The organism is Azospirillum picis (assembly GCF_017876115.1).
Taxonomy (GTDB): domain Bacteria; phylum Pseudomonadota; class Alphaproteobacteria; order Azospirillales; family Azospirillaceae; genus Azospirillum; species Azospirillum picis.
In genome coordinates this window covers 39,417-62,281 of sequence record NZ_JAGINO010000010.1, presented here as the reverse complement: position 1 = coordinate 62,281, position 22,865 = coordinate 39,417, and the positions used below count along the sequence as shown (strand labels likewise).

Genomic DNA, 22,865 nt, shown 5'->3' with positions numbered 1-22,865 from the left:
CCCGAATGGTCAGACGTTACATCGCAGGCCGGCCGGCCGTATTGCCGACTCCCCAGCCCTTATCAGATGACTCGCTCCCCGGGGAGCCTGCGGGCGCATCGCCCTTCAGCCCCTTGAGACGAGCCGCGTCGCGGGCCAGCCCGTTGGCCAGCCTGCCCCGCGCCACCACGGCATGCACCGCGTGATCGCGCCCCAGCGCCGCGGCGAGAGCCGGGGACGCGAAGAGGTCGATCACCGGCAGCGACGGCGCGAGCGCCGTCACCTTGCCGCGCTGGTCCAGCGAGCCGTCGGCGGCCTCGACCAGCAGGGCCGGCGGGGGACCCGCACGACCGACCTGGTTGGCCTTCAACGCCTCGCGCACCTTCTCGTATCCCGCCAGGACGTGGCCGGCACGGCGGGCAAGGCCCAACGCGTGCAGACACCGCCGTTCCAGCAGCCGTTCCAGCCTTTCGGCCAGATCGGGCGGTACTTTCACCGCCCGGCGGGCCGCCTTGGCGAAAACGGATTTGCCCATGGCCTTCGCCAGGGCGGTCCTGTCGGCCGTGACCCAGAGGCCACGGCCCGGCAGACGTTCCTCCAGGTCGGGAACGACCTCGCCGTCGGGGGCGATCACGAAGCGGATCATGCCCTCCTTCGGCTGGACCGTGCCGGACGCGATGCAGCGGCGCAGGGGCCCCTTCTCGTCGTCGGCCGGCAGTCGTTCCGTCTCCGGCATCTCCTCGTCCGGCACCGCCTCCGCGGTGGCGGTCGGTGTCCGTTCGTCGTTCCGTTCGGTCATCCGATCGTCATCCGCTCACGCGGTCCCAGACCATTGTTCCTGTCGGCATCCCCGGCCCCATCAGGCCTGGGCGCCGCGCCCCTCGGCGGAGCCGTCGCCGGACCCGCCCGCCTGGGCCGAGCCCGCGGCGGCGTCCCCGCCTTCTCCACCTTCCTCACCCTCGAACCAGTGGGCGCGCGCGGCCATGATGATCGCGTTCGCCTCCTCTTCCGAGGGAGCGTCCTTGGCGCCGTCCTTGCCCAGGATCTCGACCAGCTCGTCGCCGGCGAGGTCGGCCAGGTCGTCCAGCGTCTTGACGCCGTTCTCGCCCAGCTTGACAAGCTGCGTGGCGCTGAAGCCGGTCAGCTCGGCGACGATGTCCTCGACGCCCAGTTCCAGCCGGCGCTCGTTCGCCTGCTCGTCCTGCACTTCCAGGAAGGCCAGGGCGCGCTGCTTCAGCTCGTCGGCGACCGACTCGTCGAAGCCCTCGATCTCGGCCAGTTCCTCGGTCTCGACGAAGGCGATCTCCTCGACTGAGGTGAAGCCTTCGGCGACAAGCAGGTGGGCGATCACGTCGTCGACGTCCAGTGCCTGCATGAACAGGCCGGAGCGGCTGTGGATCTCCTCCGACCGGCGCTCCGACTCCTCCTGCTCGGTGAGGATGTCGATGTCCCAGCCGGTCAGCATCGAGGCGAGGCGGACGTTCTGGCCGCGGCGGCCGATGGCCAGCGAGAGCTGGTCGTCGGGCACCACCACCTCGATGCGGTGGTTGTCGTCGTCGAGCACCACCTTGGCGACCTCGGCCGGGGCGAGCGCGTTGACGACGAAGGTCGCCGCCTCGCCCGACCACGGGATGATGTCGATCTTCTCGCCCTGCAGCTCGCCGACGACCGCCTGGACGCGGCTGCCGCGCATGCCGACGCAGGCGCCGACCGGGTCGATGGAGCTGTCGTGGCTCAGCACGGCGATCTTGGCGCGGCTGCCGGGATCGCGGGCGACCGCCTTGATCTCGATGATGCCGTCGTAGATTTCCGGCACTTCCTGGGCGAACAGCTTCGCCATGAACATCGGATGCGTGCGCGACAGGAAGATCTGCGGCCCGCGGGGCTCCTCGCGGACGTCGAAGATGTAGGCGCGGACGCGGTCGCCGTTCTTGAAGTGCTCGCGCGGCAGCAGCTCGTCGCGGCGCAGGATCGCCTCGGCGCGGCCGAGATCGACGGTGACGTTGCCGTACTCGACGCGCTTGACCAGGCCGTTGACGATCTCGCCGTTGCGGTCCTTGTACTCGTTGAACTGGCGCTTGCGCTCGGCGTCGCGCACCTTCTGGACGATGACCTGCTTGGCCGTCTGCGCGGCGATGCGGCCGAAGTCGATGGGGGGCAGCGGGTCGATCAGGAAATCGCCGAGCTTGGCGCCGGGCTTGCGGCGCTGGGCATAGGCCAGCGACACCTGCGTCGCCTCGTTCTCCACCTCCTCGACCACCTCGAGGAAGCGGCTGAGATGGATGTCGCCGCTCTTGCGGTCGATGCGGGCGCGGATGTCGTGCTCGTGGCCGTACTTGGAGCGGCCGGCCTTCTGAATCGCCTGCTCCATCGCCTCCAGGACCTCGTCCCGGTCGATGTTCTTTTCGCGGGCGACCGCGTCAGCGACTTGCAGCAGTTCCATCCGTTACACTTCCTGGGTCGGTCTAGCGTGATGCCGGTCTGGCGTGATGCCGGTCCGGCGTTTGGCCCGGGCGGGTCGGCGGGGTCGGCGAAGGAACGTTCGGCCGGACCATGGTTCCGGCCCGTCGGTCGTGCCGGGAGGCTGTCCCGGCCGGCCGGACCGTCAGTTCTGCGGACCCTCCTGCTGCTCCTGGCTGGCACGGATCAGATCGTCCGTCAGCACCAGCTTGGCGCGCAGGATGTTGTCGAACTCCAGCCGGGCGGCTCCCTGTTCGGTGTCGATGCAGACGAGGCCGTCTTCCACGCCCCGCAGCAGCCCCTTGAAGCGCTTGCGGCCGTCGAGGGCCTGCCGGGTCTCCAGCCGGGCTTCGAAGCCGGCGAAGCGCTCGAAATCCTTGAGGCGGGTCAGCGGCCGGTCGATGCCGGGCGAGCTGACCTCCAGCGTGTAGGCGTCGCGGATCGGATCTTCGACGTCCAGCAGGGCGGATACCGATCGGCTGATGTCGGCGCAATCCTCGACGGTCATGGACGCGCCGTCGGCGCGTTCCGCCATGATCTGGAGTATCGCGCGTTGGCCACCGGAGATCTGGACGCGCACGACCTCGTAGCCCATGGCTTCGACCGACGGCGTGATGATCTGTTCGATGCGACCTGTAACGTCCATTCCACCTGACCTGAGCCTGCGGCCGGGATCGAACCGGACGAGGTTACGACTACACGAGGTTTCAAAAACGTGTGTCGCCACACGCCGATAAAAAAATAAGTGGGCAAAAGCCCACCCGCAAAGCGTCTCGCCGGCCCGGTTTCCCGGGCCGCCGATCCGTATGGGTTCACACCGGGTGAATATAGTCATTCCGTCCGATGCCGCAAGCCTTTTCCGGGATGCGTCATGCACGGCCGCGCGATCGCCTGCGCCGGCGGGTGGCCGTCAGCCCCTCGGCTTGCGGACGAAGCGCAGGAAGACGGGCTTGCGCCCGGCGGCGATGGCCTTCTCCTCGTAGCGGGTGGGCGGCCAGTCGTCGGGGCGGTTGCGCCAGTCCGAGGGCCCGCGCGCCGTCCATTCGAAATCGGGATGCCGTACCGTATGTTCAAGCATCCAGCGCACCAGTCCCATGTCGTCGCTGGCCAGCCGCAGCTCCGCGCCGTCCTTCAGCACGCGGGCCAGCCGCGGCAGGTTCTCCGGCCCGACGAAGCGGCGGTCGGCGTGGCGCTTCTTCGGCCAGGGGTCGGCGAACAGCACGAAGGCGCGGCCGATCGAGGCGTCGGGCAGGGCGTCCAGCAGGGGCCGGGCGTCGTCGGGAAGGACGCGCACATTCTCCAGGCGGTCGTCATCGACCATGCCGAGCAGGGCCGCGACGCCGTTGACGAAGGGTTCCGCGCCGATGATGCCGACGTCCGGGTTGCGGCCGGCCTGCCAGGCGAGATGGTGGCCGCTGCCGAAGCCGACCTCCAGCCAGACGTCCGTCACGGCCCCGCCGAACAGGCCGGCCGGGTCGACGCGGTCGCCCGGCTTGGGCACCGGCAGCTCGAGGCGCGGCAGCAGGCTGTCAATCAGTTCCGTCCGGCGCTTGCGCAGCGGCCGGCCCTTGCGGCGCCCGAACAGGCGGTTGGAGCTTTCGGGGGCGGGCTGGTCGGTCATGGTGGGGCGCTGTGTCGATGGGGAGGGAGGCGTCAAAAGAAAGCAGGGGCCGTCGCCGGCCCCTGCGGTACCCGCTTGTCCGGACGGCGCGGGACGCCCGACGGCCTCCCGCGCCGGACGGCGCTTACAGGAAGGCGCTGCGCAGGTCGCCGACCAGGTCGGTCTTCTCCCACGAGAAGCCGCCGTCCACCTCCGGCTCGCGGCCGAAATGGCCGTAGGCGGCGGTGCGGGCATAGATCGGCCTGTTCAGGCCGAGATGCGTGCGGATGCCGCGCGGGCTGAGGTCGACGAGCTGCTGCAGCACGTCCGACAGGCGGTCCTCGTCGACCCGGCCGGTGCCGTGGGTGTCGACATAGACCGACAGCGGCTTCGACACGCCGATGGCGTAGGACACCTGGATCGTGCACTTCTCCGCCAGCTCGGCCGCGACGACGTTCTTGGCGAGGTAGCGGGCGGCATAGGCGGCCGAGCGGTCGACCTTGGTCGGGTCCTTGCCGGAGAAGGCGCCGCCGCCGTGCGGGGCGGCGCCGCCGTAGGTGTCGACGATGATCTTGCGGCCGGTCAGCCCGGCGTCGCCGTCCGGGCCGCCGATGACGAAGCGGCCGGTCGGGTTGACGTACAGGTTCTTCGCCTCGCACATCCAGCCTTCCGGCAGGCAGTTGACGATGTGCGGCAGCACGATCTCGCGCACGGCGTCCTGGTCCAGCCCCTCGGCATGCTGGGTCGACAGCACGATGGCGGTGGCGCGGGTCGGCTTGCCGTCGACGTACTGCAGGGTGACCTGGCTCTTGGCGTCGGGGCCGAGCTGCGGGGCGGCGCCGGAATGGCGCGCCTCGGCCAGCGACTTCAGGATGGCGTGGGAATAATAGATCGGGGCCGGCATCAGCGCCGGGGTCTCGCGGCAGGCATAGCCGAACATGATGCCCTGGTCGCCGGCGCCTTCATCCTTGTTGCCGGCGGCGTCGACGCCGACCGCGATGTCGGCCGACTGGGAGTGGACGAGGCACTTGACGTCCATCTTCTCCCAATGGAAGCCGTCCTGCTCGTAGCCGATGTCCCTGACCGCGGCGCGCGCGGCCTCGACAAGCTGGTCGGCCTTGACGCTGTCCGGCCCGCGGACCTCGCCGGCCAGGACGATCTGGTTGGTGGTCGCGAGCGTCTCCACCGCCACGCGGGCGTAGGGGTCGTGCGAAAGATACAGATCGACGATGGCGTCGGAAATACGGTCGCAGACCTTGTCGGGATGACCCTCCGACACGGACTCGCTGGTGAAGACGTAGTTCAGCTTTGCCACGGGAAACCTCGGCATTCGGCGGCACGCTATTTCATGAGCCGAAACGGCAGACCGGTACAGCGGCCGCAGACACCGGTCCAAAACCGGTTTTGACAAGGAATCACACCGGGGTCAAGCGCGCTACCGGCGGTGGGGGGACTTACAGGACGGAGGCGGTGCCACCCGAAGGGGGAGCGCGGTCGAGCCGCGCAGTCCCCGTTCGGTGGGCATTCGCGTCCCGGGCGGCGGATGCCGCCCCGGCGGGATCACTCGGCCGCGTCGGCGACGGCGGCGCTGGCAACGGCCTTGGTCAGCTCGAACAGGCGCTTGCGCACCGACGGGTCGCTGATCTTGTAGTAGGCGCGCACCAGTTCCAGCGTCTCGCGCTTGGCCATCGGGTCCGGCTCGTAGGCGCTGCTGGACCGCTCGTCGGAGGCGGCGCCCTCCTCGTCGTCGTCGACGCGGGCGGCGGCGGCCTCGGCCGGCATGTCGTCGAAGAAGAAGGACACCGGGACGTCCAGCACGCGGCTAAGGTCGAACAGGCGCGACGCGCCGATGCGGTTGGCGCCGCGCTCGTACTTCTGCACCTGCTGGAAGGTCAGGCCGATCGCCTCGCCCAGCTTCTCCTGGCTCATGCCGAGAAGGGTGCGGCGGAGACGGACGCGGGATCCGACATGCACGTCGATCGGATTCGGCTTTCCGGTCTTCGGACGGCCGGCGCCCGCACGGCGCCCGCGCGGCGCTCCTGTTTCAGTCTGCATCTCGTTTATCCCTGTAACGGTTGTGCAACCTAGTTAAGACATATCCACGTATGCAGTCAAGCCCGGTTGGTTCATACCCGAAGCAAGAATTTGTTCTGCAGGTGGAGGGCGCAAAGCCCGTACTGGTGCCTTAGGAGCGGTGTCGCGAGGCCATCGACGCCAGGAAGCCGGCCAGAAGCATGATGCAGAAAATCCAGTCGCCCATACGGGCATAGGGTGTGACCCCTTCCGGCGCTTTCGGCAACGTGGTATCGATGAAGCCTCTCTCACCCAGGCCGAGCAAGTGTTGCACACGGCCGTATGCATCCACCACCCCGGAAATTCCCGTATTGGCGGCACGCACCAGCGGCACACCTTCCTCGACGGCGCGGACCTGGTTGATCGCGAAATGCTGGTGGGGGCCGGCGGTGCGTCCGTACCAGGCGTCGTTGGTAAGGTTCAGCAGCCATTGCGGGCGGTCGGCGTGGTCGACCACCGCGGCCGGGAAGATGCTCTCGTAGCAGATGAGCGGGCTGAAGGCCGGGATGGCGCCCAGGTGCAGGGTGCGCGGCCCGGGGCCGGGCGAGAACTCGGCGCCGTTGCCGGCGATGGCCCCGACCGGCAGCCAGGCGCGCAGCGGCATGTATTCGCCGAAGGGCACGAGGTGGAACTTGTCGTAGCTGGCGACCGCCGTGCCGCTGCCGTCCACCGCGACCATGCCGTTGTAGTAGCGCCGTTCGCCGTCGGCCCCGAGATCGGTGCGCGGCGCGCCGGTGATCAGCAGGCCCCCGGTCGGGATGACCGAGGCGATGGCCTGGCGGACGCGCGCATCGTCCTCCACGAAGAAGGGGACGGCGGTTTCCGGCCAGATGATCAGGTTGGGCGGCGGGGCCGGCCGCCCCGACGGCAGATCGGTCGGCGGCGCCGCGGACAGGGCGAGGTGGCTCTGGAAATTCTGCATGCGCTCGCTCGGCGCCCATTTCAGGCGCTGGTCGATCGCCGCCTGGACCAGGCGCAGGCGCAGCCCGGGCACCGGCTCGTCCACCGCGCCGGCCAGCCGCCAGGCTCCCCAGCCGCCGAGCACCGCCAGCAGGGCCAGGCCGGTGGCGAAGCCGGTCCAGGCCCGGCGGCGGGTGGTGTCGGGATCGGGCAGGGCGGCGGGAAGCGACGCCACCAGCACCGTCACCAGCGTCAGGCCGTAGATGCCGACCAGCGAGGCGGTCTGCAGCACCGGCAGCACCCCGACCCAGCCATAGCCGATCAGGTTCCACGGGAAGCCGGTGAAGACATGGCCGCGCAGCCATTCCCACAGGCACCAGCAGGCGGCGAACAGCAAGGGCCGCGCCAGCCCGGCGCCGATGCCGCGCCGGCGCAGCAGGTGGAAGGTCAGGGTGGCGCCGCCGCAGAACATCGCCATCAGCACCGGCAGCCCGGCCGCCGACAGCGGCAGCGCCCACCAGAACCGCTCGATGTCGGTGAACAGCGCGGCGCTGACCCAGTAGAGCCCGAGCAGGTGGTGGCCGAAGCCGAAGAACCAGCCGACGGCGAAGGCGCCCTTGCGGGTCCGGACGCCGTCCAGCAGCCAGATCAGGCCGGGAAAGGCGACCAGCAGCACCGGCAGCAGGTCCGCCGGGGGCAGGGCGAAGGTGGCCAGGCCCCCCAGCGCCGCGGCCGCGGCCAGCCGGCGCCAGCCGCCCAGCGCCGCCAGGCGCAGGGAGACACGGCCCAGCCGGGCGGGGACGGGCAGCGTGTCGGTGGCGGTCAAGGCGTGAACTCCGGCAGCGGAAGGCAGGCGGCGCCATACGTAGTGCGGCCGGGCAGGGGCGCCAAGGTGCTTATGGGCGGGGCTGTGTTGTGGAACCGGGAAATCGGGTCCTGCCGCTCCCGGTGTCTTGCCCTGCCGTGCCCCACGCCGGCCGGCAGGCGGACTGCGGGCCCGCCGGGAGAGGATCGGCACAGGGGCCAGCGATCCGTCCCTGGCGAACCATCCCCGGCAAACCAGGGCGACCGGACGGCAGCGGGCGGACCGGAAGGAACCGGCGCCGGCCGCTACGCCGTCTCCGCCAGTTCCGTGCTGTTGGCCGGGACGTTGTGGACGCGCAGCCGCTTCAGGCGGCGGGAGTCGGCATCGACGATCTCGAACTCCAGGCCGGACGGATGGCTCAGCCGTTCTCCGGGACCCGGCACGCGGCCGGCGATCGAGACCACCAGCCCGCCGAGCGTGTCGATGTCCTCGCGTTCCTCGTCGGTCAGGACCGGGCCGACGCGCACCTCGAAATCCTCGATGGGCAGGCGGGCGTCGGCGATCAGGCTGCCGTCGGGGCGCTCGACCAGGCGCGGCGCCAGCGTTTCGTCGTGCTCGTCCTCGATCTCGCCGACGATCTCCTCGACCAGATCCTCGATGGTGACGAGGCCGTCGATGCCGCCGAACTCGTCGACCACCAGCGCCATGTGCTGGCGGGTCTGGCGCATCTGCACCAGCAGGTCGAGCACATGCATGGAGGGGGCGACGATCTTCGCCTCGCGGATGATGCCGGTGAGGTCCGGCTTCTGCCGCAGGCCGGCGGGCGACGCGGCCTGCGCGGCCAGCATCGTCAGCACGTCCTTGATGTGGATGATGCCGACGACGTCGTCGAGCGTCTCGCGGAACACCGGCAGGCGGGAATGGCCCTCTTCGGCGACGCGCTGGACCAGGGCCGGGAAAGGGGTGTCGATATCGACGGCGACGATGTCGGCGCGCGGCACCATGACGTCGGCGACGCTGCGGTCGCGCAGCTTGAGGATGTTGGTGAGCAGCGCCCGCTCGCCGGCCCCCAGCGCATCGCCGCCGTCATCGCCGGCGGCGTCGTCCAGGCCGGCGATCAATTCCTCGATCGTGCCGCGCAGCGAGGTGTCCTCGCGGCCGCCCCAGACGGTGCGGAGCCAGCCCTTGAACAGGTGGCCCAGGGAATGGTCTTCGGCCCCGTGGTCTTCACGGGGCGTGCGACTGTCGGATATATCGCTCATCGGTCCGGCGGTTGGTGGTTGGCGGCATAGGGGTCGGCGATGCCGAAGGCGGCGAGCAGCCGGGTTTCCAGCGCCTCCATCTCCTCGGCCTCGTCGTCCGTCTCGTGATCATAGCCCAGCAGATGCAGAACGCCATGCATCACAAGGTGAGTCATGTGGTCTTTGAGGCTTTTCCGCTGCTCGGCAGCCTCGCGGGCGACCGTCTCCCAGGCCAGGATGACGTCGCCGAGCATCACCGGCACGCCCTCCTCGGGCTCGGGCTCCTCGGCTTCGGTCAGGGCGAAGGACAGCACGTTGGTCGGCTTGTCCTTGCCGCGGTAGTCGCGGTTGAGCTGCTGCACCAGCGCGTCGTCGGCCAGCACGACCGACAGCTCCGCCGGTCCCTCGCCGTCGTCGTAGGCGGCGCCCAGCGCCGCCAGGGCGGCGCGCTCCGCCAGCCACTCGGCGTCCTCGGCCCAGTCGCCGGCTTCACGTGAAACAGTCACATCGACGGCGCTGGTCATTCCGCCTCTCCAACGATCGGCTGCGTCCCAGCGGTCGTTTCGGCTGCGGCATCGATGTCGGTATCCGCCACCGCCTCGACGCCCCGGCGGCGGGCGTCGGCGCGGGCATCGGCGCGATCGTAGGCGCGGATGATGCGGGCGACCATCGGATGGCGGACCACGTCGGCGTCGGTGAAGCGGACGAAGCGCACGCCCTCGACCCCGCGCAGGATCTCCAGCGCGTCGCGCAGCCCCGAGCGGGTGCCGGACGGCAGGTCGATCTGCGAGATGTCGCCGGTGACGACCATCCGCCCGCCCTCGCCGAGGCGGGTGAGGAACATCTTCATCTGCATCGGCGTCGTGTTCTGCGCCTCGTCCAGGATGACGAAGGCGTTGCCGAGCGTCCGGCCGCGCATGAAGGCCAGCGGCGCGATCTCGATCTCGCCGCTCTCCAGCCGCTTCTTCACCTGCTCGGCCGGCAGCATGTCGTGCAGCGCGTCGTAGAGCGGCCGCAGGTAAGGATCGACCTTCTCCTTCAGGTCGCCGGGCAGGAAGCCCAGCCGCTCGCCGGCCTCGACCGCCGGCCGCGACAGCACGATGCGGTCGACCTGGCCGGTGGTCAGCAGCGCCACCGCCTGCGCCACCGCCAGATAGGTCTTGCCGGTGCCGGCGGGTCCCAGCCCGAAGACCAGCTCGCTCTCGGCGAGCGCCTGGAGATAGGCCGCCTGGGTCGGCGTGCGCGGGGTGATCGGCCCGCGCCGGCGGGTGCGCAGCGAGATGCCGGCATGGGTGATCGCGGCTTGGCCGCCCTGGCCGCTTTGGCTGTCGGCCGGCGTCTCTCCGCCAGCGTCGGCGTTGGCCATGCGGACGGCGCCGTCGACCTCGCCGCTGTCGATCGCCTGGCCGCGGGTCACCCGGTCGTACAGGCTGCGCAGGGCCGCCTGCGCCGTCTCGGCGGCGTCGGGCGGGCCGGAGATGGTCAGCGTGTTGCCGCGCGAGATCAGCGACACGCCCAGAAGGGATTCGATGCGCGAGAGGTGGCGGTCATGCTCGCCATACAGCATCGGCAGCAGCCGGTTGTCGTCGAATTGAACGTCGATTCGCCGTTCGGGAAGACCGTTCAAGCGCTGGCCTCCAAGGTTTGGGCAAGCTGGAAGGAAGGGGAGGGCGCGTGGCCGCCGGCCGTGACGGCGCCGTCCACGGTCGCCACCGTGCCGGCGAGGCTGTTGGCGAGGGCCGCGTCGACCCTGACCTCGACGATGCGGCCGAGCAGCCGCGGGTTCGCTTCGGCGTGGACCGACTGCATCCAGGGGCTGCGGCCCAGCAACTGGCCGTCGCGGCGGCCGGCGCGGTCGAACAGCACCGGCACGCTGCGGCCGATGAAGCCGTGGTTGAAGGCGACCTGCTGGGCGTTCAGAAGCTGCTGCAGCGCCGACAGGCGGTCTTCCTTGACCTCTTCGGAGAGCTGGGCGCCGTCGACGGCCGCCGGGGTGCCGGGACGCGGGCTGTATTTGAAGGAGTAGGCCTGGGCATAGCCGACGTCGCTCACCAGCTTCAGCGTCGCGGCGAAGTCGGCGTCGGTCTCGCCGGGGAAGCCGACGATGAAGTCGCCGGACAGCGCCAGGTCGGGCTTGGCGGCGCGCAGCCGGTCGACCAGGCGGCGGTAGTCGTCGGCGCTGTGCTTGCGGTTCATCGCCGCCAGGATGCGGTCGGACCCGGACTGCACAGGCAGATGCAGGTAGGGCATGAGCTGCGGCACCTCGGCATGGGCGCGGATCAGCTCGTCATCCATGTCGCGCGGGTGCGAGGTGGTGTAGCGGATGCGCTCCAGCCCGTCGATCTCCGCCAGCGCGCGGACCAGCCGGCCGAGGCCCCAGGTCCCGCCGGCCGGCCCCTCGCCGTGCCAGGCGTTGACGTTCTGGCCCAGCAGGTTGATCTCGCGGGTGCCGGCGGCGACCATCCGCCGGGCCTCGGCGATGATCTGGGCCGCCGGACGGGAGAATTCGGCGCCGCGGGTGTAGGGGACGACGCAGAAGGTGCAGAACTTGTCGCAGCCCTCCTGCACCGCCAGGAAGGCGGACACGCCCTGGCCGTCGGCCTCCTCGGGCAGGAAGTCGAACTTGGATTCGGCCGGGAAGTCGGTGTTCAGCACGCTGCCGGCGGCCCGGCTGGCCTTGGCGACCATCTCCGGCAGGGTGTGGTAGGTCTGCGGGCCGAAGACCATGTCGACGAAGGGGGCGCGGGCGACGATCTCCTCGCCCTCGGCCTGGGCGACGCAGCCGGCGACCGCCAGGATCATCCGGCCGTCCTCGGCCTCGGCCTTGCGGTCCTTCATCTGGCGCAGCCGGCCCAGCTCGGAGAAGACCTTCTCGGCCGCCTTCTCCCGGATGTGGCAGGTGTTGAGGATCACCATGTCGGCGCCATCCGGCTCCTCGACCGGCCGGTAGCCCAGGGGTGCCAGGACGTCCGCCATGCGGGCGGAGTCATAGACGTTCATCTGGCAGCCCCAGGTCTTGATGAACAGCTTCTTGGTCAACCCGCACCCTTCCACTCAGAAAGACCGGCGCCGCGGACCTCTCCGGGCACCCCTGACATAAACGAAGATCCGGCAAAGACGAACAGCGCGCTCACGGCATCGGCGTGGCGCGCGGCACGCCGTCCGGCCGGCGTCGCTCCTGGAGAGATGGTATCGCGTGCGGGGCGAATCGAGTCAATGCCGCTTCGCCCCGCCTTTCTGCACGCTTCCGGCGGATCACGCCGTGCCGGCCTGCAGCCCGCCGCGCCAGAACCAGTCGGTCCTTACCCGGTCGGTCCAAACTCGCTCACTCCCCGTCCGCCTGAACAGCACGCCGAAAGGGGCGGCGGCGTCTCCCGTCCAGGACGGAGCGGAAAGGCCCTGGGGGGCCAAGCCCTCCGGCACCGGCACCGCGGAGGCGAGGGCGTCGGCCCGGGCCGCCCGGCCGATCATGCCGGTCACGCCGTCCAGCGCGCCGTCGACCAGTTCGAGGGCGAGGAGCCGGTTCATGTCGACCGGACCCGGCATCTCCATGCCCAGCGTCAGCGCGCGGGAGAAGCCGAACCGCTCGTAATAGGGGGCGTCGCCGACCAGGATGACCGACTGGTGGCCGAGCGCCACCGCCTTGTTCAGGCTCATCCGGATCAGCTTGCTGCCCAGCCCGCTGCCCTGCAGGTGCGCGGCGACGGCGATCGGGCCGAGCAGCAGCGACAGGGTGGCGCCGCCGACCAGGATCGGCCAGTAGCGGATGGTGCCGACCACGATCTCCTGGCCGTGCTCGTCATGCTCGATGGCGACGAGGTTCAGCGCGGGAATGGAGTCGACGCCGTCGCGCAGCCGGTAGGCGGTCTTGCCGAAGCGGTCGGGGCCGAAGGACATGTCCAGCAGGGCTTCGATGGCGGCGGCGTGCTTGGGCTCTTCGACGGTGATGATCATGCGTGGGGCTCCCGGCGGGAAAAAGACTTCGGTGAAGCGTCTTTTGAGGGCGGATCGCGCCGCCGCCGGAAGGTCCGGGGTGTCAGGTTCCCGGAAGGCCTCTGGCGTCCGCACGCGACCCAAGGACGGCCGCAACCGCAATGCGCGGTGCGAGGCTCCGTCGTCGGATGCGAAGAGCGTGCGAACGAGACATGGAGGAGGCTCATGAGCCGTTTCAGATGACTTGCGCATATATCATCGACCCTCCCCCCTCGCAAGTCCATGGAGCCCCCGGGTGACTGCATGACTGTATCCATCACAATGCGTGCAGGTCATGGGAATGCCCGGCCCGCCTTTCCGGTTCGTGCAGGCGCGGTTTGTGCGGCCCCTGCCCCGGCGGGGATCGCCGTCCCGCGGGGCGCAGGCTCCAGGTCCCCCCGGTTCTGGACAGTCAGCGGGGGTGACTTTATCCTGCCCCGATCCAACCGACCGGCTGCCGGAAGCCGGTCGCCGGACCGTCTGCAACCGGATCCCGCGCCATGTACACCGCCGTCACCAACGATATCCGCGTCACCGTCCAGCCCGTGTTCCTGGAGGACCAGTCCGCCCCGGCGGACGGGCGCTATGTCTGGGCCTACCATGTGCGGATCGAGAACGAGGGGCGGGAGACGGTGCAGCTCCGGACCCGCCACTGGCGCATCACCGACGCCATGGGGCGCGTGCAGGAGGTGCGGGGGCCGGGCGTGGTCGGCGAACAGCCGGTGCTGGAGCCGGGCGGCCATTTCGAATACACCAGCGGCACGCCGCTCGGCACGCCGTCGGGCATCATGGCCGGCAGCTATGGCATGGAAGGGGCGGACGGCCGCTCCTTCGATGTCGCCATCCCGGCCTTTTCGCTCGACAGCCCGCACCAGCCGATGCGCCTGAACTGAGCCGCACCCCGGCTTCCTCCGGCCCCGGCCGTCTTTGACAAGCCGCATGGCTGCCCCTACCTTGAAGGCCATAGGGCGGGAACCATCTTGCGACTTCCGGAGGGCCGGTGCCGGCGGGCAAGAGGCCCGGCAGGGTGCCGCCATCCGGCTCACGGGCCGGTTGCACGGGCCGGCTGCACGGCCGGTCGGTTGATCCGTCCATGCCCCGGCTCCGTACAGCCTCTACCCACAGACGGGCGCGTTGCGCGAACGCCGCCTGAAGGCGCCGCCCAGCCATGGAAAGGATGTCTCCCTTGACGGCCAACAAGACCCCGCTTGCCGGAACCGTGCTCGACGCCGGGCAGAATGGCGCCGGGCAAGACGGCGGCGGGCAGACCCGGTCCGCTGCTTCCGTCTCTCCCTCCGCGGGTGCCCGCCCGTCGCGCGCGGAGGCCGAGGACGCCGTACGCACGCTGATCCGCTGGGCCGGCGACGATCCGGGGCGCGAGGGGCTGGCCGGCACGCCGGACCGCGTCGTCCGGTCCTACGAGGAGTTCTTCGCCGGCTATGCCGTCGACCCCGTGGAGATCCTGTCGCGCACCTTCGAGGAGACCGACGGCTACGACGAGATGGTCGTGCTGCGCGACATCCGCGTGGAGTCCTACTGCGAGCACCACATGGTGCCGATCATCGGCAAGGCGCACGTCGCCTACCTGCCGAGGCGCCGCGTCGTCGGCATCTCCAAGCTGGCGCGGCTGGTCGAAGCCTACGGCAAGCGCCTGCAGATCCAGGAGAAGATGACGGCGCAGATCGCCAACACCATCGACGAGGTCCTGCAGCCGGAAGGCGTGGCCGTGGTGGTCGAGGCGCAGCACCAGTGCATGACCACCCGCGGCGTGCACAAGACCGGCGTCACCATGGTGACCAGCCGCATGCTGGGCGCCTTCCGCACCGACCCCTCGACCCGCCGCGAGTTCCTGACGATGATCGGCAACCCGACCTCGCGCGGGATGGAGTGACGGCCGAAGGGGCCGGCCTCCCGGCCCCGCCCGCTCCCCGGGGCTTTACACCCCTTGCGCCGGCTGCCAAGCTCGCGGCCGCTATTTGTCAGTGAGCGGTGCGGGACATGGCGGCGAAGGTGACACCGGCGGTGAATGCGGCGAAGGCGGCGGGCGTGGCCTTCCGGCTGCTGGAATACGCGTACGACCCCTCGGCCGACGCCATCGGCCTGCACGCCGCCGAGTCGCTGGGGCTCGACCCCGCCATCGTCTACAAGACGCTGATCGTGCAGCTCGAGCCCAGGGGACTGGCCTGCGCCGTCATCCCGGTCGCCGCCAAGCTCGACCTGAAAGCCATCGCCGCGGCGGCCGGGGCGAAGAAGGCCGATCTGGCCGATCCGGCGCTGGCGGAGAAGACCACCGGCTTCCTGGTCGGCGGCATCAGCCCGCTCGGCCAGAAGAAGGCGCTGCCGACCTTCATCGACGCCAGTGCCGGCGGATTGCCCGAAATGGTGGTGAATGGCGGGCGGCGCGGCCTGCAGATCGTGCTGGCGCCGGCCGACCTGGCGACGGCGGCGAAGGCGACGGTCTGCGCCATCGTCGCGCACTGACATCGTCGCGCACTGACCTGGTGCGCGCCCATCGGTTGCGCACCCGTACCCGATGAACAGGGGCGGACGGTGGTGACCCCGGCAGGACTCGAACCTGCTGCCTCAAGTTTAGGAAACTCGCGCTCTATCCTGATGAGCTACGGGGCCACTTGCGCCGCACCTTAACGGTTTCGTCCGCGCCGTGAAAGGGGCTTTCGCCGCCGGTCAGTCCGAATAGCGCTCCTCCAGCCAGGGGTCGGCGTGGTTGTTGTAGCCGCGCACCTCCCAATAGCCCTTGCGGTCGCTGTCCAGCAGCTCGATCCGCTTCACCCACTTGGCGCTCTTCCAGAAATACAGCTTGGGCAGCACGACGCGCACCGGCCCGCCATGGTCGCGGCTGATCGGCTGGCCTTCCCAGCGCGTCGCCAGCAGCACGCCGTCGTCGTCGAAATCCGACAGCGCCACGTTGGTGGTGTAGCCGTCGAAGGAATGGAAGACGACGAAGCGGGCTTCCGGCTTCGGCCGCGCCAGCTCCAGAAGCCGGCGGGCGCCGACCCCGTCCCAGCGGTTGTCGTAGCGCGACCAGGTGGTGACGCAGTGGATGTCGGAGACGAAGCGCTCCTGCGGCTGCGCCTGGAAATCCTCCCAGCGCCAGGACAGCGGGGTCTCGACCAGCCCGTCGACCGTCAGCGTCCAGTTGCCGGTCGTCACCTTCGGCGTGACGCCGAGGTCCAGCACCGGCCATTCGGTGACCAGCCGCTGGCCCGGCGGCAGCCGGTCGCGTGCCGGGTCGCCGGCATGGCCGGTCAGCGCGCGGCCGTCGCGCGCCCACTGCTCCTTGGTGGCCACCAGCTTGTCGCGGACCGCGCCCTCGCGCTCGATCCCGCTCCCGGCCTCGCTTTCGATCCCGCCTTCGATCTCGCCTTCGATCTCGCCTTCGATCTCGCCTTCGATCTCCGGGCGGGGCTCCGGCCCCTTGCCATCGCCGGATCCTGTCGGCGTGCCGGTCGGTGTATCGTTCATGGCATATCCTTGTCTCAGCGGTTCGGGCGGCGGCTGCGTTTAAAAAAGGTTCGGGCGGCCGGGTTGGCAAGCGCAAGCGCGAGAACTAACTTCCCGAAGCCCCGCTTGTTGGAGCCGCGGTCCCGCGACATAGTCGGGCAACCCGGCTCCGGGCCGGCCGCCCAGGCCGGTCCGCCCAAGCCGCTCCGCCCCCGCCCGATTGTTCAAGACCACCCGAGTGATGAGTCGATGATCCGGTCCGTTACGTCCGTCGCACGAGCCTGGCGCTTCCTGCTTTCCACCGGCCTTGCCGTTCTGCTGCTGGCCGTGGTCGCCGCCGGGCCGGGCGGGCCGGCCCTGGCCGCCGCCCCGGTCCCCGGTGTGGCGGCTCCCGCCGCCGCCCCCGCCGGAGGTGACGCCGCGGGGACCGCCGCCCCGGTGGTGGTCGACGAGGCGACGGTGCAGCAGCTCGAGGCGCTGGTCGGCACGCTGGAGAACCAGGACGCGCGCACGCAACTGGTGACGCAGTTGCGCAACCTGATCACCGCGCAGCGCGGGCTGGCCCAGGCCAAGGCCGACGAAGGCGAGGCGGCGCTGCCGCAGACCATCGGCGCCCGGGCGCTGGCCTTCCTGGCGGCGCGGATGGACGTGGTCAGCCGCCAGCTCGTGCAGGTCGCCAACGTCTTCTCCGACCTGCCCGGCGCCCTGTCCTGGGTGCAGCGGCAGGCCAGCGACGACACCGCGCGCGAACGCTGGGTGCAGATCGCCATCCAGCTCGCCATGATCCTCGGCATCGGCGCGGTGGCCGCCCGCGGCATCACCTGGCTGCTCAGCCGGCCGCGCCATGCGCTGGCGGCCCGGCATGTCGGCTCGGCGCTGCTGCGCATCCCGATGCTGCTCGGCCGCGCCGTGCTGGAGCTGGCGCCGATCGTCGGCTTCATCGTCGTCGCCTACGCCATCCTGTCGGTGACGGAGCCGGCGCCGCGCGTGCGGCTGGTCGCGCTGGCGGTGGTGAACGCCACCGTCATCACCCAGGCGCTGCTGATCGTGGTGCGGATGCTGTTCGCGCCGGATGCCGCCAACCTGCGGCTGGTCCACACCAGCGACGCCGGCGCGCGCCGCTGCTACGTCTGGTCGCGCCGCCTGATCGCCGTCGCCGTCTACGGCTATTTCCTGGCGGAAGGCGCCTATGTGCTGGGCCTGCCGCTCGGGGCCTACGGCGCGCTGCTGAAGCTGCTGGGCGTGGTGATCGCCGGCATGCTGATCGCGCTGATCCTGCAGAACCGCGTCGGCGTCGCCGAATGGATGCGCGGCAACCCGCTGTCGGGCGACGGCGACCCGCTGGCGACCGCGCGGCGCGAGGCCGAGGGGCAGGGCGCCGTCCTGCGCACCGCCCGCCGCCGCTTCGCCGAGATCTGGCACGTGCTGGCCATCCTCTACGTCGTGGTGACTCTCGGCGTCTGGGTGCTGAACGTCTATGGCGGCTTCGAATTCCTGGCCCGTGGCACCGCGGTGACCATCGTGGCGGTGGTGGTGGCGCGCCTGCTGGTCGGCGGCCTCAACCGCGCGCTGCGCCGCGGCCTGACCATGAACCGCGAGCTTGCCGGCAACCTGCCGCAGCTCCACACCCGCGCCTTCCATTACCTGCCGATCGTGCAGCGCATCGGCAAGGCGATCATCTGGCTGGTGGCGCTCGGCGCCGCCCTGAACGGCTGGGGCATCGACACGCTCGGCCTGGTCGAATCCACCGCCGGCCGCCGCATCGTCGGCAGCACCATCTCCATCGGCCTGCTGCTGGCCGGCGCCATCGTCGCCTGGGAGGTGGTGAGCGCGCTGATTGAGCATTTCCTGCGCACCACCGACCGCAACGGCACCCGCATCGAGCGCAGCGCCCGCATGCGCACGCTGCTGCCGCTTCTGCGCAACGCCTTCCTGATCCTGCTGGTGACGATGGTGTCGCTGATCACCCTGTCGGAACTGGGCGTCAACATCGCGCCGCTGCTGGCCGGTGCCGGTGTCGTCGGCCTGGCCATCGGTTTCGGGTCGCAGACGCTGGTCAAGGACATCATCACCGGCCTGTTCATCCTGTTCGAGGACACGGTGTCGGTCGGCGACGTGGTGGACGTCGGCGGCGGCCATTCCGGCACGGTGGAGGCGATCTCCATCCGTTCCATCCGCCTGCGCGACGGCGCTGGCGCCGTGCACTCCGTGCCCTTCAGCGCGGTGACCACGGTGAAGAACATGAGCAAGGACTTCTCGGTCACGCTGTTCAACGTCACGGTGTCCAACCGCGAGGATCCCGACCGCATCATCGCCGTCCTCAAGGAGACGGGGGCCGAGGTGCAGGCCCAGCCGCAGTTCGCCGCCGACATCCTCAACCCGCTGGAGGTGCTGGGCGTCGACAAGCTGTCGGACACCGGCATCAACATCCTGGCCCAGTTCAAGACCCGGCCGACCCGCCAGTGGGGCGTCAGCCGCGAGTTCAACCGCCTGCTGAAGAAGCGGTTCGACGAGCTGGGCATCAGCATGCCGACCCAGTCGATGCAGCTCGTCGTCGGCCAGAACACCCACGACCGCGCGCTGGCCGAGGTGTTGAGCCAGGGCTCCTGACGCGCGGGAGGGCAAGCGGACTCAGGTGGAACCGCCCGGCTCGGCCGGGCGTTTCCCTTCCGGGGGGCCCGAACCGGAGTTCGAGACCGATGATCAGCGACGCCTTTTCCCGCTTTGCCCGCTGGATGGAGCGGCAGTCCGGCCGGCCGGGCGCTTTCGTCACCGCCTTCGCCGTGGTCCTGGTCTGGGCGGTGACCGGACCCCTGTTCCACTTCTCCGACACCTGGCAACTCGTCATCAACACCGGGACCACCATCGTCACCTTCCTGATGGTGTTCATCATCCAGAATGCCCAGAACCGCGACACCCAGGCCATCCACCTGAAGCTGGACGAGCTGATCCGCGCCACCCACTCCGCCCGCAACGGCATGATCGACCTGGAGGAGATGTCGGAGGCCGAACTGGCCAAGGTGAAGAGCAGCTTCGAGAAGCTCGCCAAGGCCGCCGACTGCCTCGACCACCGCATCGACGAAAAGGTCGAGCGGGCGGTGGAGCGCGAAGTCGACGAGGAGCTGGACGAACGCGGCCTGTCGGACGCCAAGGCGTCGCGCTGACCTCGCCGGGCGATCGGCAGGCGCCCCCCACCCCGCGGTCTGCCGCCATCATGCCGCCGCCCTCATCCTGCCGTCATCCAGCCGCCGTCATCCCGCCGGTGCCGGCGGGCAGGGTGGACGGCGCCAGTCGCGCAAGGCGTCGCCGAGCGCCCGCGCAAAGGTGGAGCGCTCCTGCGGCGACAGGAAGGAACCGACCCCGACCGACTGGCCGTGCGAGGTCAGCGTGACCTGACCGGCCGGGCCGCGGCGGGCATGGTCGGCCCGTTCGTCGTGGCTGATCCGCAGCCAGTAGGGATGGAAGCTCCAGCGCCGCTCCGGCACCTTCCAATGGACGCGCTGGACGGTCAGCGCCCGGTCGGTCAGCCGCACCCGCTCGTACTGGCGGGCCGAGCGGTAGCTGACCCGGAAGGCCAGCCACAGGGCCAGCACGTCGAGCCCGCAGAAGGGCACCACCGGCCAGGCTCCGTTGGCGACGAAGATGCCGGCGACGATCAGGTTCATCAGGATGACGACGCCCATCAGGATCCGGAACCCGGCCCGCCCCAGGCTGCGGTGCGGGTGGAGGATGGCGTCGAAGAAGACGCGCACGGCGCCGGGCTCGCTGCCGGCGTCGCCGCCGGTCCCGGTGGGATCTTCGGGGGCACGGATGGGCATGCCCCCCAGTCTAGCGGACCCGGAGGCCCCTGCAAATGGCGGGAAAGGCTGGGTTATGCCGCCTTCGAGACCATCGGCACCGCCCCGCCGTGGAGAACCCAGGCCATGGCGCCGTCCAGCCCGGACAGGTCCTCCCGGCCGTGCCCGCCGTCCGCCCGCCGCACCGCCTGGACGAAGATGCGGACCTGATCGTCGGTGCCGGCGGTGATCATGGCGTCGGCCATCGCCGAGGCCCAGTGCCAGTCCGTCATCACCACGGCGCTGCGCTGGTGCCCGCAGCGGCGGGCCAGCCGCATCAGCGCCACCACCATCTCCGGCCGGAAATCGTCGGCCTCGAAATGGTCGAACTCGATCAGGCTGCTCCACGGCTCGTTGCCGACGGCGAATTCGGCGCAGTGGTCTTCGATCCGGCGCACGATGCCGTCGCGCTGCTCGCGCGCGAGTGCTCCCTGCAACCTGACATGCAGGCCCCACTCGGCCCTTTTCACGAAATAGGACGCCGTCATCCCCCGTAACCCCATGTGGCGGGCCGTCGCCGCCATTGACGCCGGCAAGGCCCTATTGCAGGCATAGCGTTCTTTTTTGAATTGGAGATAAATCATAGCGTGGGCCTGGCCGTCAGAGAAGTCGCAAACGGTGGTCTTCTTCAACCTGAAGACGGCCATTTTCTTGTCTGTCTGCAGCAATTCGCGTCTATTCATTGCATTTGGCGCCGACAGCGGCCGGACCGCCGGGCCGGGACAACCTCCGCGGTCGCCCGCAGGCTGCCACTGGCGCCATGCCGGCGGTTGCGGCTATGGTGGCGCGATGAAGCCCGCCGCCGTCCAGGAATTCTTCCGCCGCCTGTCCGCCGCCAATCCGGAGCCCCGGAGCGAGCTGGAATACGTCAATCCTTACACGCTGCTGGTCGCCGTCGTGCTGTCGGCCCAGGCGACCGACGTCGGCGTCAACAGGGCGACCGGGCCGCTGTTCGCGGTCGTCACCACGCCGCAGCAGATGGTGGCGCTGGGCGAGGAAGGGCTGCGCGGGTACATCAAGACGATCGGCCTGTTCAACACCAAGGCGAAGAACGTCATCCGCCTGTCGGAACTGCTGATCGAGCGCCATGGCGGCGAGGTGCCGCGCGACCGCGAGGCGCTGGAACAATTGCCGGGCGTCGGCCGCAAGACGGCGAACGTGGTGCTGAACGTCGCTTTCGGCGAGGAGACGATCGCCGTCGACACCCACATCTTCCGGGTCGGCAACCGCACCGGCCTCGCCCCGGGCAAGACGCCGGACGCGGTGGAGGCGAAGCTGCTGAAGGCCGTGCCGAAGCTCTTCCGCCGCCATGCCCATCACTGGCTGATCCTGCACGGCCGCTATGTCTGCAAGGCGCGCAAGCCCGACTGCCCGATCTGCCCGGTCGCCGACCTCTGTGCCTACAAGGACAAGGTGATCGCCTGAGACAAGGCGATCGCCCGGCCGCCGTCGGTTCCCGCCGGGGCCGGAAGACGGACGGCCTCAAAATGGCCTGCCCGGAAATGGAACGCCCGGCGCGGCGGCAGCCGGCCGGGCGTCCTTTCGGGCGTCCTTCTGGAGCGGGTGCCGCTCAGACGGCTTCTGCCGCCGGTGCGGGGGCCGGCTCCGCCGCGACCGGCGCCGGGGCGGCCGGACGGGCCGCGGTGGCGGCGGCGGAATAGAGCTGGATGTCGCCGATCAACTGGCCGCCGGCATCGACGGCCAGTTCGCCGAAGCGGATGGAACCGGTGATCTTGCCGGTGGCGCGCACGGTCAGGCGGCCGCGGACGATGATGTCGCCTTCGAAGCGGCCGGCGATGTCGGCTTCCTCGATCTCCACCGATCCCTTGAACAGGCCGGTTTCGGCGATCTCGACCGAGCGGCCGTCGCGCAGCTTGGCTTCCACCGTGCCCTCGACCACCACCACGTCGCAGGACCCGATCTCGCCCGACAGCGAGATGTCGCGGCCGACGATCAGCCGGCGCTGCTCCGGCATCGCCGGGACATGGGCGGCCGGCTGGACCGGGGCGGCGGGCACCGGGGCGGCCTGCATCCCGGCGGCCTGCATCCCGGCGGCCTGCATCCCGGCGGATGGGATCGGGGCGGCGGGCTGGCGGACGGCCGAACCCGGCAGGTCGACGACGCGGCGCGGCACGTCGGGCTTGAAGCCGGCGCCGGGCACGCTCGGTGCGGACGGGGGCTTGGGAATGCTGTTCATGTCGGGTCCCTTCGAGGCGGAAGGCATATCGGGATAGGCCGGGTAGGCCGGCTGCGCGTCGGACAGGGCCTGGGCCATGGTTGGGGCCATGCTGCTGGGGGCCGGGATTCCGGCCGCGGCGGCCGGCGCATGGGCGCCGGTCGGCGGCCCGCTCATCGGGCCGCCGGGCTGCGCGTTCAGGGAGGCAAGCGGCGACATGGAATTGCCCGCTTCGCCGGCAGTGAACGGCCGGGCGCCCGGCTGCGGTGGGGTGGGGCTGTCGGCCTTGGGAGCGGCGGGCGGAGTCTTTCGTCCGAACAGCATTAGCGGTTCCCCCAATCTGGACTTACGGGTGGCGGGA

At 70.2% G+C, this 22,865-nt stretch carries 22 protein-coding genes and 1 tRNA gene; 6 read left to right on the top strand and 17 right to left on the bottom strand.

The window, feature by feature from the left end; translation table 11 throughout:
• Positions 1-16: 16 nt before the first annotated feature.
• From J2850_RS15145 to J2850_RS15090, 12 genes are all read right to left on the bottom strand, one after another.
• Entirely contained in the window at positions 17-778 is a 762-nt protein-coding gene (locus tag J2850_RS15145; protein ID WP_209983062.1) for an RNA-binding protein, read from the bottom strand.
• Between the two features lie 60 nt (positions 779-838).
• Complete coding sequence (gene nusA, locus J2850_RS15140) at positions 839-2,422, bottom strand: transcription termination factor NusA (protein WP_209983060.1); 1,584 nt, start codon at positions 2,420-2,422, stop codon at positions 839-841.
• A 162-nt stretch (positions 2,423-2,584) separates the two neighbouring features.
• Entirely contained in the window at positions 2,585-3,085 is a 501-nt protein-coding gene (gene rimP / locus J2850_RS15135; protein WP_209983058.1) for a ribosome maturation factor RimP, read from the bottom strand.
• Positions 3,086-3,349: 264 nt separating this feature from the next.
• Positions 3,350-4,060, bottom strand: a complete 711-nt coding sequence (gene trmB, locus J2850_RS15130) for a tRNA (guanine(46)-N(7))-methyltransferase TrmB (protein ID WP_209983056.1) — start codon at positions 4,058-4,060, stop codon at positions 3,350-3,352.
• 124 nt (positions 4,061-4,184) lie between these two features.
• A complete protein-coding gene (metK, locus tag J2850_RS15125; RefSeq protein WP_211113929.1) occupies positions 4,185-5,369 on the bottom strand; it encodes a methionine adenosyltransferase in 1,185 nt (394 codons plus the stop codon).
• Between the two features lie 230 nt (positions 5,370-5,599).
• Entirely contained in the window at positions 5,600-6,094 is a 495-nt protein-coding gene (locus tag J2850_RS15120; RefSeq protein ID WP_209983052.1) for a helix-turn-helix domain-containing protein, read from the bottom strand.
• Positions 6,095-6,224: 130 nt separating this feature from the next.
• Positions 6,225-7,838, bottom strand: coding sequence for an apolipoprotein N-acyltransferase (lnt, locus tag J2850_RS15115; RefSeq protein ID WP_209983050.1), 1,614 nt, complete (start codon positions 7,836-7,838; stop codon positions 6,225-6,227).
• Between the two features lie 284 nt (positions 7,839-8,122).
• A complete protein-coding gene (locus J2850_RS15110) occupies positions 8,123-9,079 on the bottom strand; it encodes a hemolysin family protein (protein ID WP_209983048.1) in 957 nt (318 codons plus the stop codon).
• Positions 9,076-9,582 (bottom strand): rRNA maturation RNase YbeY, encoded by a 507-nt coding sequence (gene ybeY / locus J2850_RS15105; protein WP_209983046.1) that lies wholly within the window; start codon positions 9,580-9,582, stop codon positions 9,076-9,078. Before ybeY ends, J2850_RS15110 begins: the two co-directional genes overlap by 4 nt.
• The gene (locus J2850_RS15100; protein WP_246513103.1) at positions 9,579-10,685 is read right to left on the bottom strand and encodes a PhoH family protein; all 1,107 of its coding nucleotides are present in this window, start codon (positions 10,683-10,685) and stop codon (positions 9,579-9,581) included. The genes ybeY and J2850_RS15100 overlap by 4 nt, the downstream gene beginning before the upstream one ends.
• Positions 10,682-12,097 carry a tRNA (N6-isopentenyl adenosine(37)-C2)-methylthiotransferase MiaB gene (miaB, locus tag J2850_RS15095; protein WP_246513102.1) on the bottom strand — a complete coding sequence of 472 codons (1,416 nt, stop codon included), beginning with the start codon at positions 12,095-12,097 and terminating at the stop codon, positions 10,682-10,684. The genes J2850_RS15100 and miaB overlap by 4 nt, the downstream gene beginning before the upstream one ends.
• A gap of 216 nt (positions 12,098-12,313) precedes the next feature.
• Positions 12,314-13,012 carry a GNAT family N-acetyltransferase gene (locus J2850_RS15090; protein ID WP_209983044.1) on the bottom strand — a complete coding sequence of 233 codons (699 nt, stop codon included), beginning with the start codon at positions 13,010-13,012 and terminating at the stop codon, positions 12,314-12,316.
• A 518-nt stretch (positions 13,013-13,530) separates the two neighbouring features.
• On the opposite strand from J2850_RS15090, the gene apaG reads away from it, so the two are divergent.
• The 3 genes from apaG (at position 13,531) to ybaK (ending at position 15,511) form a co-directional block, all read left to right on the top strand.
• Positions 13,531-13,923 carry a Co2+/Mg2+ efflux protein ApaG gene (apaG, locus tag J2850_RS15085; RefSeq protein ID WP_209983042.1) on the top strand — a complete coding sequence of 131 codons (393 nt, stop codon included), beginning with the start codon at positions 13,531-13,533 and terminating at the stop codon, positions 13,921-13,923.
• Between the two features lie 293 nt (positions 13,924-14,216).
• Positions 14,217-14,921 carry a GTP cyclohydrolase I FolE gene (gene folE, locus J2850_RS15080; protein ID WP_246513101.1) on the top strand — a complete coding sequence of 235 codons (705 nt, stop codon included), beginning with the start codon at positions 14,217-14,219 and terminating at the stop codon, positions 14,919-14,921.
• 107 nt (positions 14,922-15,028) lie between these two features.
• Complete coding sequence (ybaK, locus tag J2850_RS15075) at positions 15,029-15,511, top strand: Cys-tRNA(Pro) deacylase (RefSeq protein ID WP_209983040.1); 483 nt, start codon at positions 15,029-15,031, stop codon at positions 15,509-15,511.
• Between the two features lie 70 nt (positions 15,512-15,581).
• Here the strand turns inward: ybaK and J2850_RS15070 are convergent.
• Both J2850_RS15070 and J2850_RS15065 read right to left on the bottom strand, forming a co-directional pair.
• Positions 15,582-15,658, bottom strand: a tRNA-Arg gene (locus J2850_RS15070).
• 57 nt (positions 15,659-15,715) lie between these two features.
• Positions 15,716-16,513 carry a sulfite oxidase-like oxidoreductase gene (locus J2850_RS15065; RefSeq protein WP_246513100.1) on the bottom strand — a complete coding sequence of 266 codons (798 nt, stop codon included), beginning with the start codon at positions 16,511-16,513 and terminating at the stop codon, positions 15,716-15,718.
• 228 nt (positions 16,514-16,741) lie between these two features.
• On the opposite strand from J2850_RS15065, the gene J2850_RS15060 reads away from it, so the two are divergent.
• Positions 16,742-19,102, top strand: a complete 2,361-nt coding sequence (locus tag J2850_RS15060; RefSeq protein ID WP_209983038.1) for a mechanosensitive ion channel domain-containing protein — start codon at positions 16,742-16,744, stop codon at positions 19,100-19,102.
• 89 nt (positions 19,103-19,191) lie between these two features.
• Positions 19,192-19,656: a low affinity iron permease family protein gene (locus J2850_RS15055; RefSeq protein WP_209983036.1), complete on the top strand. Its 465-nt coding sequence runs from the start codon at positions 19,192-19,194 to the stop codon at positions 19,654-19,656.
• A gap of 87 nt (positions 19,657-19,743) precedes the next feature.
• Here the strand turns inward: J2850_RS15055 and J2850_RS15050 are convergent, their stop codons facing one another.
• Together J2850_RS15050 and J2850_RS15045 are read right to left on the bottom strand one after the other, a co-directional pair.
• Positions 19,744-20,310, bottom strand: a complete 567-nt coding sequence (locus tag J2850_RS15050) for a DUF2244 domain-containing protein (protein WP_209983034.1) — start codon at positions 20,308-20,310, stop codon at positions 19,744-19,746.
• Positions 20,311-20,363: 53 nt separating this feature from the next.
• The gene (locus J2850_RS15045) at positions 20,364-20,816 is read right to left on the bottom strand and encodes a hypothetical protein (RefSeq protein ID WP_209983032.1); all 453 of its coding nucleotides are present in this window, start codon (positions 20,814-20,816) and stop codon (positions 20,364-20,366) included.
• Between the two features lie 301 nt (positions 20,817-21,117).
• Between J2850_RS15045 and nth the strand changes: the two genes are divergently transcribed.
• The gene (gene nth, locus J2850_RS15040) at positions 21,118-21,753 is read left to right on the top strand and encodes an endonuclease III (RefSeq protein WP_209983030.1); all 636 of its coding nucleotides are present in this window, start codon (positions 21,118-21,120) and stop codon (positions 21,751-21,753) included.
• A gap of 145 nt (positions 21,754-21,898) precedes the next feature.
• Here nth and J2850_RS15035 read toward each other — a convergent pair whose 3' ends face one another.
• On the bottom strand, positions 21,899-22,828 hold the full coding sequence (locus J2850_RS15035; RefSeq protein ID WP_209983028.1) for a polymer-forming cytoskeletal protein: 930 nt from the start codon (positions 22,826-22,828) through the stop codon (positions 21,899-21,901).
• Positions 22,829-22,865: the final 37 nt, after the last annotated feature.

Bases quoted from the DNA above. Each gene is read 5' to 3' on its own strand.
- J2850_RS15090 (WP_209983044.1), bottom strand. From the start codon at position 13,012: ATGATCATCACCGTCGAAGAGCCCAAGCACGCCGCCGCCATCGAAGCC.
- apaG (WP_209983042.1), top strand. From the start codon at position 13,531: ATGTACACCGCCGTCACCAACGATATCCGCGTCACCGTCCAGCCCGTG.
- nusA (WP_209983060.1), bottom strand. From the start codon at position 2,422: ATGGAACTGCTGCAAGTCGCTGACGCGGTCGCCCGCGAAAAGAACATC.
- nth (WP_209983030.1), top strand. From the start codon at position 21,118: ATGAAGCCCGCCGCCGTCCAGGAATTCTTCCGCCGCCTGTCCGCCGCC.
- J2850_RS15035 (WP_209983028.1), bottom strand. From the start codon at position 22,828: ATGCTGTTCGGACGAAAGACTCCGCCCGCCGCTCCCAAGGCCGACAGC.
- trmB (WP_209983056.1), bottom strand. From the start codon at position 4,060: ATGACCGACCAGCCCGCCCCCGAAAGCTCCAACCGCCTGTTCGGGCGC.
- J2850_RS15045 (WP_209983032.1), bottom strand. From the start codon at position 20,816: ATGACGGCGTCCTATTTCGTGAAAAGGGCCGAGTGGGGCCTGCATGTC.
- ybaK (WP_209983040.1), top strand. From the start codon at position 15,029: ATGGCGGCGAAGGTGACACCGGCGGTGAATGCGGCGAAGGCGGCGGGC.
- J2850_RS15060 (WP_209983038.1), top strand. From the start codon at position 16,742: ATGATCCGGTCCGTTACGTCCGTCGCACGAGCCTGGCGCTTCCTGCTT.
- J2850_RS15065 (WP_246513100.1), bottom strand. From the start codon at position 16,513: ATGAACGATACACCGACCGGCACGCCGACAGGATCCGGCGATGGCAAG.
- metK (WP_211113929.1), bottom strand. From the start codon at position 5,369: ATGCCGAGGTTTCCCGTGGCAAAGCTGAACTACGTCTTCACCAGCGAG.
- J2850_RS15145 (WP_209983062.1), bottom strand. From the start codon at position 778: ATGACCGAACGGAACGACGAACGGACACCGACCGCCACCGCGGAGGCG.
- J2850_RS15050 (WP_209983034.1), bottom strand. From the start codon at position 20,310: ATGCCCATCCGTGCCCCCGAAGATCCCACCGGGACCGGCGGCGACGCC.
- J2850_RS15120 (WP_209983052.1), bottom strand. From the start codon at position 6,094: ATGCAGACTGAAACAGGAGCGCCGCGCGGGCGCCGTGCGGGCGCCGGC.
- J2850_RS15110 (WP_209983048.1), bottom strand. From the start codon at position 9,079: ATGAGCGATATATCCGACAGTCGCACGCCCCGTGAAGACCACGGGGCC.
- rimP (WP_209983058.1), bottom strand. From the start codon at position 3,085: ATGGACGTTACAGGTCGCATCGAACAGATCATCACGCCGTCGGTCGAA.
- ybeY (WP_209983046.1), bottom strand. From the start codon at position 9,582: ATGACCAGCGCCGTCGATGTGACTGTTTCACGTGAAGCCGGCGACTGG.
- J2850_RS15055 (WP_209983036.1), top strand. From the start codon at position 19,192: ATGATCAGCGACGCCTTTTCCCGCTTTGCCCGCTGGATGGAGCGGCAG.